The sequence below is a fragment of the Desulfobacterales bacterium genome (genome assembly GCA_021647905.1).
Taxonomy (GTDB): Bacteria; Desulfobacterota; Desulfobulbia; order Desulfobulbales; family BM004; genus JAKITW01.
The window spans coordinates 1-16336 of record JAKITW010000065.1 but is presented as its reverse complement, the minus strand read 5'-3'; the positions used below and the strand labels follow the sequence as shown (position 1 = coordinate 16336).

Annotated in this window: 15 protein-coding genes; 4 read left to right on the top strand and 11 right to left on the bottom strand. The window is 53.3% G+C overall.

Features of this window, described 5'->3' with window-relative positions:
- The 10 genes from L3J03_09915 to L3J03_09870 form a co-directional block, all read right to left on the bottom strand.
- A partial coding sequence (locus L3J03_09915) for a hypothetical protein (GenBank protein MCF6291294.1) occupies positions 1–1385 on the bottom strand: 1385 nt, incomplete at its 3' end.
- Positions 1385–1588 (bottom strand): hypothetical protein, encoded by a 204-nt coding sequence (locus L3J03_09910; GenBank protein MCF6291293.1) that lies wholly within the window; start codon positions 1586–1588, stop codon positions 1385–1387. The genes L3J03_09910 and L3J03_09915, both read right to left, overlap by 1 nt.
- A gap of 108 nt (positions 1589–1696) precedes the next feature.
- Positions 1697–2203, bottom strand: a complete 507-nt coding sequence (locus L3J03_09905; protein MCF6291292.1) for a hypothetical protein — start codon at positions 2201–2203, stop codon at positions 1697–1699.
- Complete coding sequence (locus tag L3J03_09900; protein ID MCF6291291.1) at positions 2200–3399, bottom strand: site-specific integrase; 1200 nt, start codon at positions 3397–3399, stop codon at positions 2200–2202. The genes L3J03_09905 and L3J03_09900 overlap by 4 nt, the downstream gene beginning before the upstream one ends.
- A gap of 378 nt (positions 3400–3777) precedes the next feature.
- Positions 3778–4497: a hypothetical protein gene (locus L3J03_09895; protein MCF6291290.1), complete on the bottom strand. Its 720-nt coding sequence runs from the start codon at positions 4495–4497 to the stop codon at positions 3778–3780.
- Between the two features lie 93 nt (positions 4498–4590).
- Positions 4591–4917 carry a PilZ domain-containing protein gene (locus L3J03_09890; GenBank protein ID MCF6291289.1) on the bottom strand — a complete coding sequence of 109 codons (327 nt, stop codon included), beginning with the start codon at positions 4915–4917 and terminating at the stop codon, positions 4591–4593.
- 274 nt (positions 4918–5191) lie between these two features.
- Entirely contained in the window at positions 5192–5824 is a 633-nt protein-coding gene (locus L3J03_09885) for a response regulator transcription factor (protein ID MCF6291288.1), read from the bottom strand.
- A gap of 223 nt (positions 5825–6047) precedes the next feature.
- On the bottom strand, positions 6048–7454 hold the full coding sequence (locus tag L3J03_09880; GenBank protein ID MCF6291287.1) for a sugar transferase: 1407 nt from the start codon (positions 7452–7454) through the stop codon (positions 6048–6050).
- Between the two features lie 24 nt (positions 7455–7478).
- Positions 7479–9008 (bottom strand): VPLPA-CTERM-specific exosortase XrtD, encoded by a 1530-nt coding sequence (xrtD, locus tag L3J03_09875; protein ID MCF6291286.1) that lies wholly within the window; start codon positions 9006–9008, stop codon positions 7479–7481.
- Positions 9009–9278: 270 nt separating this feature from the next.
- Positions 9279–10544 (bottom strand): HD domain-containing protein, encoded by a 1266-nt coding sequence (locus tag L3J03_09870; GenBank protein ID MCF6291285.1) that lies wholly within the window; start codon positions 10542–10544, stop codon positions 9279–9281.
- A gap of 440 nt (positions 10545–10984) precedes the next feature.
- Between L3J03_09870 and L3J03_09865 the strand changes: the two genes are divergently transcribed.
- The 4 genes from L3J03_09865 to L3J03_09850 all read left to right on the top strand — a co-directional run bounded on the left by L3J03_09865 (position 10985) and on the right by L3J03_09850 (position 16016).
- Positions 10985–11410 (top strand): hypothetical protein, encoded by a 426-nt coding sequence (locus tag L3J03_09865; GenBank protein MCF6291284.1) that lies wholly within the window; start codon positions 10985–10987, stop codon positions 11408–11410.
- A 444-nt stretch (positions 11411–11854) separates the two neighbouring features.
- The gene (locus tag L3J03_09860) at positions 11855–12058 is read left to right on the top strand and encodes a hypothetical protein (protein MCF6291283.1); all 204 of its coding nucleotides are present in this window, start codon (positions 11855–11857) and stop codon (positions 12056–12058) included.
- A gap of 311 nt (positions 12059–12369) precedes the next feature.
- Entirely contained in the window at positions 12370–15120 is a 2751-nt protein-coding gene (locus L3J03_09855; GenBank protein ID MCF6291282.1) for a cation-transporting P-type ATPase, read from the top strand.
- Positions 15121–15317: 197 nt separating this feature from the next.
- A complete protein-coding gene (locus L3J03_09850; GenBank protein ID MCF6291281.1) occupies positions 15318–16016 on the top strand; it encodes a 4Fe-4S binding protein in 699 nt (232 codons plus the stop codon).
- Positions 16017–16112: 96 nt separating this feature from the next.
- On the opposite strand, the gene L3J03_09845 is transcribed toward L3J03_09850, so the two are convergent.
- The coding region (locus L3J03_09845; GenBank protein ID MCF6291280.1) for a hypothetical protein at positions 16113–16336 on the bottom strand (224 nt) is incomplete at its 5' end.

The following is a 16336-nucleotide window of genomic DNA, read 5'->3' as shown; positions in this document are numbered from 1 at the left end:
CTTGGTTCGTGGTCATCCCCGGATGTTCGTATCACGAAGGCTGTCTCCCTGGTATGACCGCTGTTCAAAACGCCTCTCAGTTCATCGTTGTCCTGGACGAATGTGTCTGCTTCATCGATTAATAAGGTCGGAGTCCATTTTTCCACTGAGCGAAACAGAGCCGCCGGGGTTATGTTGGAAGCTGGAAGGGGCCTTCTAACCAAAAAGCGCAACAACGATAATGCTGTTGTTTTCCCGCAGCGTTTTTCAGGGGAAGTGAGACAGAGAAGGGGTGACACCCTCATCGAATCATGAACGTAGGTGAAAAGCACCCACAGGGCTATTGCGGTCGCGGCGCCGGCGGGCAGGACCACATGCTTGGAGATTATCCGCGCCAGTGCGTCAAGAAGCTCGTTGCCTTTGACAGGTTTCGGCCAGGGCTCTGGATCAACCAGGAAGGAAAGGGCGCTGTTGTCCTGTTCCTGGTTGGTTCCGGCCTGAATTTTTCTCACTTCCGCGTCAAGCACGGAAGGGCGGACGTTCAACCGTTTTGCTTCTGATTTGCGTATCTGCTCGTATTCAATTATAGAAAGCCCGGCCAGGTGCTCGATCTGTGCCAAATACAGAGCATTGTCAAAGGAAGTCTTGAAACCCGCCGGGTCTTGTTTATGCAACTCATTCGGGTCTTTTGCGGACAACCGGACAGGGAAAGCCCTTCCTTTGTATTGAAGCTCTGTGAGCCTTGCCCTAATACCTTTAACGAATCTGCCGCCGGCTTCGTCAGTTTCCTGAATGATGAAAATGGAGTCGACCGTTTCAAGGTGGCTGGCCTCCAGGGTTTTAACCGCCCCGGCACCGGGTATCCCGAGCGCTCTGTAACCATGATGCCAAAGGGTCCAACAGTCAGACTCCCCCTCGGGAAGAATCAGCGGCTTGTCAGGCTCGTTGCTCAGCCGGTCCAGGCCATAAGGGATTAGTGGTTGTCCTTTCGGCCAGTAGGAGCCGCTTTTCGCGACAGAAGAAGTCCGCCGCTTTTCGACGATTACGTTGCCGTCCGAATCTCGGTATTCGATTATTACAGCGTTGTCATATTCACGTAAACCATAATCCCGGAGGGCATTGCTGGGGAGGTTTTTACTACGGGCCAAAGTGTTAATAGCCAGTGTTTTCAGTGTCTGCGGGGTTGTTTCTCTTCCTGCCAGCAGACCACGTTCTTTGAGTTCTCTCATGACATCTCCCTGACCACACCCCGCTCGGCAGTGCCATAAAAGAGTGTCGCCCTCGCCATCTTTGAGGCTCAGGGAAGGATTTTTATCAGAGTGCGCCGGGCAAAGGGTTATCCAATCGCCCCCCTGTTGCTTCTCGTTGCCGTTGCCCAATTCACGGGCGACACTTGCCGCATCCATTAGCCGACCGTTTTACAGAGTCGCCCGGCGGCAAATTGCTGCAGCACTGGAACTTCGTAAAACACCCGGTTATGCACTTTGCGATATTCAGGCCCTTTCTTGATACTCCGCCAAACTTCAAGGGTGCCGGAAGTTACCCTCACCCCTTCGACATTGGTTAAGTAGTCTGATGCTTCTTTGGTATTAAGCCGTTTTTTAGTCATTAAAAAACCCCCAAAAGTTTTGGTTTTAAACAGGAACTTTCAGGGGTACTAAAGCGCGTTATATGGCTTATATCAAAGTACTTAAATGTCACATATCAGTACCCGTAATCAGATAGGCTTATCAGCAATCTTTTTAATTTTTTGATAATATTTTTTCACCCACTCAGGTGACTTGTTGAGTTTAGAGCCTACGATCGAATAAACACTCCCTTTGATCATTTCCCCATTCTGCCGCCGTTCTTTCAATTCATTGACCTTTAGATAGGCTTTTAAGCGATGATCAATTTCTTTAGGTTGATCAATAATGTTGCTGGCTCCTTTTCCTCTATTCATCAGTAAGGCGTCTTGCAGTAAAGACGCGAGGCGTTTCTGTCCGTCAAATTCGATTGATAATATGTTGTCTGCGACCTCATCGAAATACACCAAAAGCCACGGTGGAAACTCAAATTCAAACTCTCTGCATATCTTGTAACCCTTCCACACATAGACTGGATTTCCGGTTTCTTGGAAAAGAAGAGAACATTCCCGTAAATCAAGAGATGGCACCAGTTTCTTTATTTCAGGAGGATTCATAGCTTCACGAATTTTTCTGATTTTTTCATCAAGGTCATTCATAGCTGCGCCCCCGACCCCGCTAATTTTTTCTTTGAATTTTCTTCTTCCCCGGCCCTCCTGTGACTTTCCAAAAGAGAAGCGGCCTGGTCAGCAGCCTTTTTCTTTGCATCAGGAAGGAAGGCCGCATACCTCTTTGTCATTTCATAACTCTTGTGGGTCAATAACGATCCGATCATGTCAAGGGTGAATTCACCGGAACTGGCAAGGGTCACGGCGTAATGGTGGCGGAGCCCGTGAAATATCCGGAATTTTTTTGGCAAAGCAGCCTCGGTTTTAATTCTGTCAACGGCGGTACATTCTTTTCTTTGCTTGCCGTGCAGCCCAGGGAACAGGAAAGGCGATCCAGGGAAGCGCTTGTCCCTGGCCTTCATTTGTTCTTTCAGCAGGACTTCAACTGGCCCAGAAAGCGGTATGGTTTCCGTCCGTTTTCCTTTCGGGTCACGAAGGGTGATTATTTGTTTCTGAAAATCACAGTCCCGGTCTTCAAGTTTGAAAATCTCGCCGCGCCGCATACCTGTCAACCATGCAAGTTTAAGCATCCTGGCGGGGTCTTGATCCGGCCAATTATCGAGAACATCAAGAAGCCTTGCCGCCTCTTCAGGGTTCAAATATTCAATGACAGCGTTGTTCTTTTGCGGAAGTTCTATAACAAAGGAAAGGCGGGGGCAAAGATTGCGCTTGACCCCGAAATTTATGATCCGTCGCAGCAATTCACAGGCGTTTGCGACGGTGGCGGGGGCGTGTTCCTTCATTGACCTTTTGAGGCGGTCAATATCGAATGGAGAGAGAGAAGCAACTCCCCTTTTGTCGAAGAGATTTTCAAGGTGCTTTTCGTACCGGTTCAGGTCTGTTTTGCGGCCCTTCAGATTTTTACCGCGTTCACTTGAGAAATATACTTCCTTGATCTCTCCAATGGTCCGGTTACGGAGTAACTTTTCTTTCTGGATTTCTTTCTGTGTTTTGACCTCCTCACCATGCCGCGCTGATTTAGTTCTTTTGGCCCGGACTTCTGCGGCCATGGCCGGGTTGTAGTCCTCACTTTTCCAGCCGACCTTTTCCCATATCAACCGACCGTTAGCCCGGTAGGCGATATAGTAGCAGGTATCAGGCTTTCCAAAATATTTCCGCGTCAGGGAATCATACCCATAAACACCCGGCCATCTTCTGGAATCAATTTTGTACTTTTTGGCTGCCATTTCGACCCTCGGGTTAGGATATCGGGTTAAGAATTTTTCTAACCTATTTCTAACACCAAGGTTAGAAAAGTTAGAAAAAGACCATGTTGTGTTAAACAACATATACCCGAAGGTCGCTGCTCAAGTCAAGGTTATACTGTCACTATTAAAGAATATTAAACAGAATTAAGTGTTAGAAAATAAATCAGGTAAGGGGCTCATAACCCGAAGGCCGCAGGTTCAAATCCTGCCCCCGCTACCAGAAATAACAAGGGTTTCAGCCGGAAATGGCTGAAACCCTTTTTTTTGGTTTTTTTCTGCTTGTTGCGCCCGAAAAAAAAGAGGCAGGCCCGTGACGGCCCTACCTCTTTTGGTGTAACAACAAATGAAAATGGCTGGTTATTTCTTCCGCTTTCTGCTCCGCATGCCGGCCAAGCCGACCAGGCCCGAGCCGAAAAGAAGAATGGTGGTCGGAATGGGAACCTGGGAGGGCTCGTATTCAACAATAAAATAGGTAACCCCTGAAATCCCCTCGGAATGACGGTTGTCAACAGGATCAAGGCTGTTCGTGCTGGCCATCTCGTTGCCAAGATCGTTCCAGGCGCCGCTGCCGTCATCCTTATAATAATTCAGGTACCGCTCGTTGTCCCAGGACCAGTAATTTTCATTGGGCTCGGGCGCCTGGTTGGTCACCAGGGACCATTCGGTATAAGCCCAGGCCTCGCCGGTCACCCAGTGCCAGTAGTTGGCCTCGTCGCCATTGGCTATTTCAGCCTCCTTGGTCTGGACGGCCGGATCCGGGGCGGCCCCGTACTGATAACCGCCCAGCCAGTAATTCTCGTTCCGCGGGCTCCCCTCCACCACCGTACCCCAGACAAAGGTGTTCTCAGCGGCCGAGGTAAGGGTTACCAGGTGCCCGTCGAATGTCTTCGACCCGTCAACATAGGTCATGGCATTGGCCGCGTCCCTTGCCTCTTCCCAGGTCATGTCCACGCCTGACACTACCTGGTACCAGTTGTTGTTCCCGGCGGTCCATTGAACAGGAGCCGCCTGGACCAACCCGGCAGCGCCGGCCAACAAGATACCGGTTGCCAATCCTGCAAAAAATTTCTTTTTCATGCCTCAACCTCCCTGCCCACGTGATTTATCTGTATCTTTATGATACAAATTCGTTTTGTCTCACTATTCCTTGCAATCAAGTCCGTGCCTCAACTATGCGCCAAACGGAATCAGGCGATAATCTTCATTAAAGCAGACCGCCATCCCGTCCTCTTCCCGCCGCATCACCGTGCCCCGCACCTCCAGGCAGACATAACCGCCATCCATGGTCACCATCCGGTGGGAAGGCTCAAGAAAAATCTTTATGGTTCCCGAAGTATTTTCAGCCAACGGGTTGGAGGTGAAAAAATAGGCCCCGCCACTGGAGAGATCCCGGGTAGTGAGCAGTTTCTCCTGGGGATCGCTGCTCACTTCCATCAGGGCCGGCACCATCATGCCGAACCGTTCATGCTTTCTGTTGTTTGCAGACATTGCCGTCATATAAATTGTCCTCCACTTTTAAGAGACAGGATACAGTTCGCAACAGGTTATTTCAATACGGAGGACGACTGGTTTTACATACGAAAATCGACACGCCGGCATACGCTGAGAGAACTAGTCCGTCACATACTCTCTCATACCCTTGTCGTACTGGCGTTGAATCAGCGTAACTGATCACGGGGTCTATAACTCTGCGATATGTTTAAGCCTGAACCACAACCAGCGAAAATTACAAGATTAAATCCATCCAGGCCCTTGGGCCGCGCCGGCTGGATCAAAGATGATTGACCGCCCAAAGCGCGGCCTGCAGGCGATCAGTGACATGGATCTTTTTATAGGTCTTGTACAGATGGGTCTTGACCGTGTGCGGACTGATGTAAAGATGCCCGGCGATTTTTTCGTTTGAAAACCCCCGGGTGACCAGGGCGAGTATTTCCTCTTCCCGCGGGGTCAGTGCCTGTACCTCGCTGCCGTCGGCCGGCTGGTCGTCCTTCTTGCCCAACAGACAGTGAACCATCTTTTGCCGGGTTATCCAGACCTCACCGGCCAGAATCGCGATGATCCCCTTGGCCATGGCTTCCAGCTGATCGTTTTCATAAAAAAAACCACGCACCCCGGCCTCCATGGCCTTTTTTTCTATATTTGAACCGACCGGGATATTATAAATGGCCAGCGGCAGGTCGACGGCAGGCTGACCATTGGACGAAAAAAGGAGGTTACACCTGTTGGCCGCCTCTATGCACTGAAAATCCAGCAAAATCAGAAAATCACTACAGCCCTTTTTTTTCGTTTGCCCGGCAACGTCGTCCAGGGCGTTAACCGGCAGACAGGTGTAACTGGTTTCGCTACCCAGGTAGTAGTGCAACAGTTCCTTGTTAAAACGACGTTTTGCAACAATGTATATCACGGTACTGCCCATACCTTAAACCCCCATCGGTCTTATAGCCGCACTGTCGTTACCACCACCTGCCCCGACCCGGACGGCCCGGTTGCAAGAGACCAATATTTTGTCCAAAATACAATTTTTGATTATACCTAACACAGCCTGGAATTGCAAACACCGGAACAGTGCCCTGGGGACCCGGGCCAGGGCAACCGGATTGAACGCCCGCAGCCGGCAGGACGCCCCCCTATATTGCGCCCTTGCGTCTCAACACCACAAAAATCGTCTTGAACAAAATTTTCATATCATCGGCAAAGCGCCACTGGTCCAGGTAACGGCAGTCCAGTTCCACGATCTCGTCAAAGTCGGTGATCTTGTTTCTGCCGGAAACCTGCCACAACCCGGTAAGTCCGGGTTTTGCCGAGATCCGCCGCAGATGGCGGAGCTTGTATCTTTCCACCTCGTCCAGGGTCGGCGGCCTGGTACCGACCAGGCTCATCTCCCCCTTTAACACATTCAGGAATTGCGGGAACTCGTCCAGGGAGGTCTTGCGCAGCCAATGTCCGACCCTGGTAATACGGGGATCGTTCTTCAGCTTGAAAATGGCCCCGTTCATCTCGTTTTGCTTCAACAACTCCTGCTTTTGCTGCTCGGCATCCCGGTACATGGAGCGAAACTTATAAAGATAAAAGGTCCGCCCGTTCCGGCCCATCCGCTTCTGCCGGAAAATCACCGGCCCAGGGGAGTCAAGCTTGATCGCCAGGCCGACAAAGGGATACAGCAGCAGAAAAAACAGGGTGCCCACCAGGCCGCCGACAATATCAAGGGTCCTTTTATAGAGCAGGCCGGTGGCGGCGAAGTTGGCGCTTTGAATGGTAAAAAACGGCACTCCCTGCAGACGCTCCACGGAAAGGCCGTGCTGGCCGGGCTGCCAGAGGGCCGGCAGAATCCGGGCAGGCACCCCGGTCTGCTTGCAGATATCCAGATACCTGGTCAGATCGATGGATCGATCGCCATCAACGGCAAACACCACCTCGTCAATGGCCTGGGCCCGCAACACCTCGGGCAGATCGTCAATGGTGCCCAGGCTGTCGCCGGTTTCAACTTTATCCCTGGAGGTCCGCAGCCGGCCCACCACCTGATGCCCCCAGCTCACCTGGGAGGCGAGCAGGTCGGATACCAGCTTGCCCCTGGTCATGTTGCCGACCACCAGGATCCGGCGGACATTAAAACCCTTGCCGGCAATAAAATAGACATAGACCCGGACCAATATCTTTTCAACGAACATGAAGACGAGACTGAGCCCGGCAAAGATAAAGAGAAAGGCGCGGGGATATTCCGGCGGGTTAAAGATAAAAACAAAACCGACAAGTATCCCGAAGTCAAACAGCACCGCCTTCAACAGCGGCCAGAAGAGATCCCACAGGGCGGGATGCCGCCGCTCGCCGTACATATCCAGCCGGCCCATGATGTAATTGTTGACAAACATCACCAGCAGCACGGAGAGAACGAAAACATTCTCATCCATCCGCCAGACCACGTCGGGCACATAATAGCTGACCAGGTACCTGGCGCCATAGCCAGCGGCAATGACGCTGAGGGCGTCAAGCATCATCCGGAAAAAATTTAATATATATATCTGCTGTTGAAACATGATGGCTACCCGGTCGATGGACGATTAATCCGGCACATACTCGGAAAGCAGGGGCCACAGGCCGGAGATAAAATCCGCAAGCTGCTCCTCGGCGGCCCCGAGATCCTGGTCCGGCAACACGGTCATTTCCACCCGGACAAGGGCGCCGTCGGTCCGTTGCCGGCTGAAGGCATCCTTCATCAGGTAGAACTTGTTCCACCAGGGGCTGATAATGATCCGGCCCCGCTGGAGGAAGAAATAACTTGCCAGCATCCGTACTTCGCCCTTTTTGTAGATCGTCAACCCGACATCGATCTCCTTGCCCGCACCAACAGCTATGCGGCGGGTCCCCTCGCTGACCAGGTCCCAGCCGCCGCCGAGGATACAGGCCCGGGGCGCGTGGGCGGTATGCCCGGTCCCCTGGTATTCATAATAGGGAATGAGCAGATACACCCGGTTGGCCTGCCCCTTCCTGGAAAAGACGATGTCCACATAATCATCGGCCCAGAGGGAATCAAGGATCTGCTGGTCCAGATATCGCCTCTCCCCTTGCCAGCCGGCTATCTGGGTGGGGAAAGAGACAAAACTGGTTCGCTGGGGTATCTGCATGGCCATGGCCATGTTCTGCAGGGCCCAGCCACTGCCGGCAAAGAGCAGACAATAAAACAGGGTGACCTTCAGGGCGCGCCCGCTACTGCGGGGCGCGCAGCCCTGATCGCGAACAACATGCGGGGTCCTGACGGCGCCGATCCGCAGGAGAAGCCGGCCGGCCAGAAACAGGATGGCGCCGGCAACCAGAAAAGCGAGCATTCCGGCGCCATCATGCATGACCCCCTCGGTAACCCCCCGGTAGCCGTTCAAGACCAAGATGCCGGTAATAAAAATCCGCATTGCATTGATGAATATGGACAGGGGATAGACCAGCAGGACAAGGATTATTTTCCGCCACAGGCCAGCGACAAAAAAATGGCCGATCAAGAGGGCCATCATAAACAGGGAGACAATATAGCGCAGGCCGCTGCAGGCATCCACCACCTGCAGCTTAGTGACTCCCAGGTCGAGAATGTTGCCGTTCTGGAGCACTGATATTCCCATTATACGCAGCATCTCCACTGAAAGGGAACTTGCCGCCATCTTCATTTTAAACGTAAGCATATTGTTGATATAGGGCGCCATCGGCACAATAAACAACAATATCAGCAGCGGAAAAAAGAGGCTCCGGCTCCGGCGCCAGCCGTAAAGGGTAATAATTAAACTCACAACACAGCCCCAGAGGCCGATATAGAGAAGAGTCTCAACCGAACCCAGTTCGCCGGCAACAAGTGTCATTACGGAAAGCAGGGCCGGGAGGACACCCCCGAGCGACCAGTTGATCTCGAAAAAGCGGAAGGAATCCTTTTTTTCCCAGCAGAGATAGAGAAAAAGGGGAACAACAAGGTAGCAGTAGCTGTTGTCGCCACTGGACCAGCGGAAATTGAGCTTCTCCAGGATCGGCCAGTAGCTGGCGATAATCGCTGTAACAATCACCAGGGGAAGAACAATGGTAAGATCTTTTCTAGTCGACGACTTGAGCATTCATCACGCTCCTGGTTTATATGAAATATGTCGGTCTCGCAACAACCCGCTCGACGGACGTGATTCGTCTTGTAACTTGTTGATTTTATTGGGTGGCATTTGAAGCCTTTCGGGTTGTTACGAGTCCATCAAATATGAAACTGGTTGATATTCAGGGCATTATTTTTTTGAGCATGATGAGCTAAGCCAACCGGCGAGACTGCGGGAGATCGGGCAAGAGGACCATTTCCGGACGGGCACTGCCTGGCCGGCTGTTGTGCCGCCAACGGGCTAGGCAGCGCCGATATCAACCAACTCCCGTTGATAATAATCCTCGGTAACCGCCTGTTTCTCCCGCACCTGTTCCGAGATGTCAGCGAAATTTTCCAGAAGAAGCCCGACGATCCGTTTGTCAATGGCGCTGTTTTCAGCATTATCAGTGAGAATCCTTTCAATATTTTTACGGTCCATCCCCAGCCGGTAAGGCCGGTCCTCGGTCAGGGCGGTGAAGATATCAGCCACCGCCATGATCCGCGAACCAGTGCTGATCCTGTCCGCGTTGATCCGGAAGGGGTAGCCGTTGCCGTCCAGCTTTTCATGATGGAATGCCGCCCACTCGGCGATCCGGCCAAGCCCGTCGATGCTGTTCAATACCGAATAGCTCCAGTAGGTATGCTGTTTAACAATAGCAAACTCCCCGCTGGTGAGCCTGCCCGGCTTTTCCAGGATGGCATTGGGCACCACCAGTTTGCCCAGGTCGTGAAACTGGCCGGCCAGCTTCAGGTTCAATACCTCAAGATCGGTCAAGCCGAATATCCGGCCCAGCATGACCGCGCACTCGGCAACGCCGGTGGAGTGGGTGGCGGTGAACCGGGACCGGAAATCAATGATCTCCCGAAAGATCCGGCCGATGGACAAGATGCCGTTAATCCCGACATCAAGCTGCCGGTTCGGCCCGTGGTTAAGCAGCAGGGAGTAGAGCCGCGCCGAGGTCAGGTCGAGCCAGAAATCTTCCCGCTTGGCAATGACAAGATAGAGATCCACCACATCCGGATGCAGTTCCGTGCCCGAGGTTGCGACGATCTTTTTCGTCAGCCCCTCGACCTGATGGAGAACGAACCGGTCGCGCTCGACATACCGTTCCAGCAGGTCGGCCAGATAGATTATCTGGGACTCAAGGACGTCGGGGTCGCCAAGGGAGCAGTCCCATTCCTGCCAGGGCCGATGATGGTGCCGGACGATCCCGGCTGCCGGGGCAAGCAACGGGCATTTCCGGAACAGGGACTCGCCGATGATGCAGTGGGTGCTTAAATCCGTTTCAGTAAAGTTATGCAGGCGGATCTTGCTCTCCTGGCTCAAGGCACCGATGTCGTGTAACAATGCGGTGAGAAAGATCCATTCCACGGTATCATCCGGCAGGCCGGCGGATACAGCCAGCTGCCAGGCAATGAATGCCGTTCGCACCTGGTGGGTGGCAATGGCCGGACTGGCCAGATCCACGGCATCGGACAGGGAAAGTATCAGATTGCCAAGGTTGACGGACTGTTCTTTAAGCATATCGGTTTCCTCCGGAAGAAAGATAACAACAGCCTTTCGCGGATCACAACCATCCCCTGCTCGCTTCGCACCAAAGCCCGGACAAAATATCCTGGCCCGCAAGGGGTCCTGCAAAAAGATTTTTCTGGAGACATCTTGTTATTAGTTGAAAAAGACCGGCCGGTCAATACCAGAATAATGACAGGCTGTTGCCAGGTCAAAACCGGCAGGCCCAATAAAAAATCCAATCAGCGGCACAGGGGATGATATTCCAGCCGGAGAGAGTCCCCGCAACCTCGGTGTTGTTCAACAAAGCGGCCAACGATTGACCTGCGAACACCCCGGGATCAACATTTAATTTTCAAGATGCGACCCTGTTAATTTTCTAACAAACAAAACGTCAGACGATTGACAGACCCGCGCATCTCCGGCACCTGTGAGTGCCCCGGCAACGCTCTTAAATGGCAAGCCATGCCATGATTTTCTTTTCGTTTTTTTCGAAAGGAGTCAATATCTTTTTCTATTTGTCGCAAGCCTCTTTATGTATTATGTTAGCTCTAACGAATCAAAATATTCAACCAGGTCACCAAGGAGTCGCCAATGGGCCACGGGATAAACATTGCCGGATCTCGGCGAAACTGCGGACGCGGACAGCCGGACAAACCAGCAGAACTTCAGGCAGAGGGGACAACCATCTCAAGGCGGACGACAACCGCCTGGAAAGGCTTGCCCGTTCAACCAGGCGGGAAATTGAAAAACAATGCTATTATCCTGTTCGACCAGAACGAAGAATAGATCTTGAAGCTGTCGGCCAGAACGAAACAATAACCGCCTGGGATTGTCACAGACAAAATTGTAATTGGAAAGGAGATTGCGATGAGTCGTGAAATCGTACTGTTCATGTTCAAGAGTGAAGAAAAGAAAACATTCCCTTGAGATTGAACTTGAATGGATCGTTGGCAGCGATGAGCAGGGCAGCATGGTCATCGGCTGACAACGTCCTGAATCCGTTACAAACCCCTTCCTTCTCCCCCGGGCCGAACCCTGTCTGCTGCAGCGCCCCCTCCAACAGGGTTCGGCCTTTTCTTGATCTTACCAGGCAGGAGGCAACCCGGAGTCCGGCGGGGCTTAGCAAGTTACAAGACAAATCACGCCCGTCGAGCGGTTGTTGCGAGACCGACAAAAATCAAGGAGGCAGAAAAATGAAATGTTCAACATGTAAAGAAGTAAATGAATTACCCCGCCGCAAGCAGCGGGGTATCCTCGAAAGCATTGAACGCCCCAAGGGGCGGGGTATTAAACCCGAGCTGCACAAATAAAGGAAAAAAACGATGAAGAAACCAAGCGAATCCGCAACGCGCCTCAAGGCGCTTATTAATCATGTGATTCTCGATTTAGAGGTGACATCTACCGAATACCAGGCCATTATGGACCTGGCGCACGATGACGGCGTAATCGACAAAGAGGAAAGAGCGCTTCTCTGCCAGTTTCAGGAAATGATCAGCAACGGAACCGTCAAAAGAGTGGTAGGTTGAAGCAAGAGATATCGTAACCGTTCACCAGGGGTTACAAATTTACGGAAACCACCGGCCTGTAAGCGTTTACCAGTGCCACGGATTCGTGCAAGCAGGCCGGCGAATCCATAGTATGGCTATGTGAGCCGGCCTGATCGTGCGAAGATGGGGTGCTGGTGAACGCTTACAAGATATCTTCATCTTGGCGGTGTTTTAATAACGGGACCGGTTCGGTCCCGTTATTTTTTGACTCTTCGACGGTTGGTGTGAAAAACCCGAAACCAGGAGAAGGTAAAAAAACAGGGCCTGGTTTTTTATAGCGGAGTGAATCCATGAACGAATTAATCGCGAAACACTGGCACCACCTGCCGGCAGAAGAAGTCGTTGATCTCCTGGACGGCGACCCGGGAAAAGGCCTCGAACAATTCGCGGTCAAACATCGTCTGCAGACTTTCGGTTCCAATACCATCACTGCAAAAAAAGGCAGAGGGCCGCTCAAGCGGTTTCTCCTGCAGTTTCACCAGCCGCTCATATATATACTGATCGCCTCGGCAATAATTACCGCCCTTCTCCGGGAATGGGTGGACTCCGGGGTTATTTCCGCGGTGGTGCTGGTTAATGCGATAATCGGCTATATCCAGGAAGCAAAGGCGGTCAATGCCCTGGCCGCCCTGGCCCGGACCATGACCACCGAGGCCACGGTTCTGCGCCAGGGTGAAAAAAAACGCATTGCCGCCACGGAACTGGTGCCGGGCGATATTGTTCTGCTGAGCAGCGGCGACAAGGTGCCGGCGGATATGCGGCTGCTTGCGGTCAGGAACCTGCGGGTCGATGAGTCCACCCTTACCGGCGAGTCCCTGCCGGTGGAGAAAACCGAAGGGGAACTCGGTCATGACACGCTGCTGGCTGATCGGCGCAATATGGCCTATGCCTCGACCCTGGTGACCTATGGCCAGGGCAAAGGTATTGTCACGGCAACCGGAAATCATACCGAGGTGGGCCGCATCTCGGAACTTATCGCTGCCGCCGATGAACTGGCGACCCCGCTTACCCGCAAGATTGCCCATTTCAGTCACATTCTGCTTTACGCCATTCTTGCTCTTGCCGCGATAACCGTGACAGTGGGAATCCTGCGCGGCCAATCCTATTTCGAGATGTTCATGGCCGCGGTGGCCCTGGCGGTTGGCGCCATTCCGGAAGGTCTGCCCGCCGCGGTCACCATAACCCTTGCCATCGGTGTCGGACGCATGGCCAAACGGCGGGCCATTATCCGTAGGCTGCCGGCCGTGGAGACCCTGGGTTCCACCACGGTGATCTGTTCGGACAAGACCGGAACGCTTACTGAAAACCAGATGACTGTCCAGGAAATTATGGCAGCCGGCATTTTGCATGGGGTGACCGGGGCCGGCTATAATCCGTCTGCCGGCAAAATTCTTCCGGCCGGCAACGGTTCCGGGCTCGAAAACTCCGCCGGCCTTACCGAATGCCTGCGGGCCGGAGTTCTGTGCAATGACAGTATGCTTATAAACAACAACGGTGAATGGCAGGTGCAGGGTGACCCCACCGAAGGAGCGCTGCTTGTTGCCGGAATCAAGGGTGGTGTCGATCCTGCTGAAGCGAAAAAACGTTTTCCCCGTCTCGACGTATTGCCCTTTGAATCGGAATATCAGTACATGGCCACCCTGCACAAGGGCGACAACAGCGACAAACGGCTGATCTATATCAAGGGCGCGGTGGAGGCGGTTCTTGCCCGTTGCGCCTCCCGGCTTGACCTGGACAGGGATGAAATTCTTCTTCAGGTTGAGCAGATGGCAAAAAAGGGCCTCAGGGTTCTCGCCTTTGCCGGAAAGGAACCAACAGCTGTTATTGATAAGATAAGCCATGCCGATGTCCAATCCGACCTGGTCTTTATCGGGCTCATGGCCATGATCGATCCGCCGCGGGCCGAGGCGGTGCAGGCGGTCCGGGTCTGCCAGGCGGCCGGCATCCGGGTCAAGATGATCACCGGCGACCATGCGGTCACCGCTGCCGCCATTGCCGCGCAGATAGGATTGAACGGGATAACGACCAAAAGCGGCGGCCGGCCGCGGGTTCTCTCCGGCAGTGATCTTGTGACGCTTTCCGACCGGGAATTGATCGAGGCGGCTGAAAAAACAGCGGTCTTCGCCCGGGTGGCGCCGGAGCAGAAACTGCGCCTGGTGGAGGCCCTGCAGTCCCGTGGTCATGTGGTGGCCATGACCGGCGACGGGGTTAATGATGCGCCGGCCTTAAAGCAGGCGGATATCGGCGTGGCCATGGGGATAACCGGTACCGAGGTGGCCAAGGAGGCCGCCGACATGGTGCTTATTGACGATAATTTCGGTTCCATTGAGGCTGCGGTTGAAGAGGGCCGCGGGGTGTTCGACAACCTGACAAAATTCATTGTCTGGACCCTGCCCACCAACCTGGGGGAGGGGCTGGTGATCATGGCCGCTATCTTTTTCGGGGTCACCCTGCCCATCCTGCCCGTGCAGATTCTCTGGATAAACATGACCACCGCCGGGTTCCTTGGTCTGATGCTGGCCTTTGAGCCCAAGGAACCGGAGATCATGACCCGGCCGCCGCGGGACCCGCGGGCCCCGATTCTGACCAGAAACCTGATCGGCCGCATTTTTCTGGTGGGCGGCCTGCTGCTGGTTGCCGCGTTCGCCCTTTTTCAATGGGAGATGGCAAGGGGGGCGGATCTCGCCCAGGCCCGCACCGTGGCGGTGAATGTCTTTGTGGTCATGGAACTTTTTTACCTGTTCAACTGCCGTTCCCTGACAAAGTCGGTTTTCCAACTTGGCTTTTTCTCCAACATGTGGGTGTTCGGCGGCGTGGCGGTCATGCTGGTTGTCCAGATTATTTATACATATCTGCCGGTGATGAACAGATTGTTCCACAGCGCGCCCATTGACCTCGCGGCCTGGAGCAGGATCGTGGCCGCCGGACTGCTGGCATACCTGATTGTTGAAGGGGAAAAATGGTTGTGGACCAGATTTCCCGGTCCCCGGAAAGAGAAGCATCGCGGTTGCGGACCGACAAAGAGGCCTGTTCGCAGGTAAGGAAGCGATCGAAGGGAGACTCCGATACACCGGGTATGCGGACAGGCCGATGACAAAAAAACAGGCAAGAAATAACAAATCAAATAACCAGGATGGCTGGACCAAACTTTATGGCCGCAGCCACAACCAAACAATGAAAATCTCCCTGGACACCGAACTTCGTCCGGAACGACTTTCATATAAACAACTCCAGAATCATGTCGTCTAAAAAAACCGTACGAAAGAAGTCAAAAATCCAGGAAATCTGCTGCCGCCAGCCCAGCCAGTGGGCCATGGCCCTTTTACTGCCCCTGGTGGTTGTCGGCGGCTACTACTGCCCGAAGCTTGGCTTTACCGTCCTGGCCCTGATCACCTTCTTCCTCGTCCTGGCCAGCCAGCGGGGCAGGTTCTACTGCGGCTGGTTTTGTCCGATGGGCGCTTTTCACGAGAGAATCCTGTCCCGGGTAAGCTTGCACCGGGACATTCTGCCGGTATTTAAGTCCAGTTGGTTCCGCTGGCTGCTTTTTGTATTGATGATGGGTCTGATGCTTTTCCAGCTGTACATGGCATGGGGGGATGCCAAGGCGATCGGGGCGGTCTTCCGGATGATGTGGATTCTCTCCACCGGACTGGCGATCGGGCTGGGGATTTATTTCAAGCCGCGGGTCTGGTGCGCGATCTGCCCCATGGGGGCTATGCAGGGGATCAGCAGCAAAAACACCTATCTGCTGACGGTCGGCGAGGATTGCAGACAGTGCGGGCTCTGTAAAAAGGTCTGTCCGATCCAGACATATCCCGGCGCCTTCAAGGGGCAGGAACATCTGCCGAGCATTGACTGCCTGCGCTGCTATAACTGTGTGATGAATTGCCCGAAAAAGGTATTATCCTTCCAGGACAAGGACTCCCAGGGAGTATAACATCTTAAAAATTAAACATTGGCCGGGAAACGATAACATTAATTCAATCGAAGCCCCAAAAAGGCCCCTGAAATATGGGGCTTTTCCCGGAGAATATCACTTTTTCAATTTGCCGCCTTTGTTGTTTTCCTTGCACGTATATATAGTGACCCCGCGGGGCTCGAATCCGCATTTATCGTAAACATTCAGTAAACCCCTCCTGTCGGGAAAGGGGTTTTCTTCTACCAACGGCCGCTCCATTGAGAAGGGCCGGCTGTTCATGAACAGGCTATCAAGCAGGAACTCGCTTCGCCGCAACGGCGATTCGGAAGCCATAAGCA